The organism is bacterium (assembly GCA_021372775.1).
Taxonomy (GTDB): Bacteria; Acidobacteriota; Polarisedimenticolia; order J045; family J045; genus JAJFTU01.
In genome coordinates this window covers 1-1764 of sequence record JAJFTU010000478.1, presented here as the reverse complement: position 1 = coordinate 1764, position 1764 = coordinate 1, and the positions used below count along the sequence as shown (strand labels likewise).

Here is a 1764-nt window from a genome sequence, read left to right as displayed (position 1 = left end):
GACTTCCGCTTCGGGCGCGGCCGCGCCGGCGACGTCCCGCTGCTCAACAAGCTCGGCGCCGCGCTCGGCTTCACCGCGCACGAAGTCCCGCCCGTGATGCACGACGACGAGCGCATCTCCACCTCGCGCATCCGCGAGTCGATCGGCGCCGGCCGCGTCGAGGAAGCCGCGCAAATGCTCGGCCGCCCCATCGCCCTCGCCGGCACGATCGTTCACGGCGAAGGCCGCGGCGGCGCCGTCCTCGTCCCCACCGCCAACCTCGCCCCCGAGAACGAGCTCCTCCCCGCGCGCGGCGTCTACTTCACCCTCACCCGCCTCGGCGACCTGCACGTCCCCGGCCTCACCAACATCGGCGTCCGCCCCACCTTCGGCGACCACCGCCTCGTCGTCGAAACCTTCCTTCCCGGCTTCAAAGGCGACCTCTACGGCGCCCGCGTCGAGCTCGACTTCCAATCCCGCCACCGCGACGAACGCAAGTTCGACTCCCCCGAGGCCCTGCTCGCGCAGATCCAGCGGGACATCGAGGCGTTCGAGGCGTGGCGGGGGAAGCGGGGGTAGCGCGGGTCCAGAGAGACGCTCTCCGTCCCGCACCAGAGTCCGGCTCGGCGGCCGCGCGATGCGCATCCCGTTGGTCCTGCTGCCCCACCAGACGATTCGGCGTCTCCCCGCGCGAATACAAATCGAGCCGCTCCGAAGACAACTCCGGCATTGAAGTCTCAAGCAAGCTCGCACGCCGTCCGAAGCCGGCCTCTGAAGCTCCCGAAAAGCCCCCGCACGTCCATCCTGCGGCGCGCCCCGCCATTCCTCCGACTCCGCCCGCGGAAGATTGACCTGCCCCTCGCCTCTCGCTGCAAGCTGAAGCGAGCGGCGCGCCGGCATGACATTGTCCACGTCCGGCGTTCGGTCAGGCACGGTCCCGCTGCAGGGCACGGCAGCGGCTACTTCGACGCAGAGTCTCGGTCTTTCTCATCCGACCAGCGCCGTGCCATTTCGTTCCAAAACGCCGTGGGCGACCTGTGCTGCGAGTCCATCCCGACGACGACCAGCTTTCTCCCCAACAGACCGGCGGCGAGGCGTCCGCCCCCGCCGTTGCCGGTCAGCTTGAACTCGCGCAGGTCACTCGCGGAGACAACCGGCGAGGAGATGACCTTCAAGACTTCTTGAGAGGCCTCGCTCATCTCGACTTTCAACAGCCTCTTCACGGCCTGCTTCTTGAAATCGTCCGGCCCACCGGCGAACTCGCGAATCGCCGCCGGCGTGAACCGAACTGTGCTGAACGCCGCGAAAACCGTTTCGATCGTGCGGCGCAGCTCAGGCCCCAATGCCGGGAAAACGTCCGATCCAGCCGCGTCGTCCGCGGCGAGTCGGTGCACTCCAGCGGGGTCGTACATGATGGCGGCTGGGTAGAGCACTTGGGTGGAATACACAATCTTGTGGGAATTCGTTCGGGAACAGAACGGCACGGAGGCCGGTTCCACCGGCTCCCATGACGAGACCAAGAACCAGAAGTTGCAGTGAAAACCGAGATTCTCGCGAGATTGATCGAGGAAGTAGTACGGTGGGATCAGTTCCTTCACGTCTTGGACACCAGGGAACTGCGGCGGCGCGAAGCTCGAGCGCGGCCGCGGCAGCGAATCGCCCCGTCCCGCCGCGTTGAAATCAATCTGCTCGATCTTGGCTCGCCACAGCCTGCCGGGAGGTTCCGGATCCCGGATGAACAGCGACACGTCGCGCCCGCTGCTCAGATCGGCGCGCACGCACTCC

At 67.1% G+C, this 1764-nt stretch carries 2 protein-coding genes; one reads left to right on the top strand and one right to left on the bottom strand.

Going from position 1 to position 1764, the window contains the following annotated elements:
* Positions 1-558, top strand: a 558-nt coding sequence (locus tag LLG88_16430; protein ID MCE5248495.1) for a riboflavin biosynthesis protein RibF, incomplete at its 5' end; no start/stop codon positions are given.
* Between the two features lie 380 nt (positions 559-938).
* Here LLG88_16430 and LLG88_16425 read toward each other — a convergent pair.
* The coding region (locus tag LLG88_16425; GenBank protein MCE5248494.1) for a hypothetical protein at positions 939-1764 on the bottom strand (826 nt) is incomplete at its 5' end.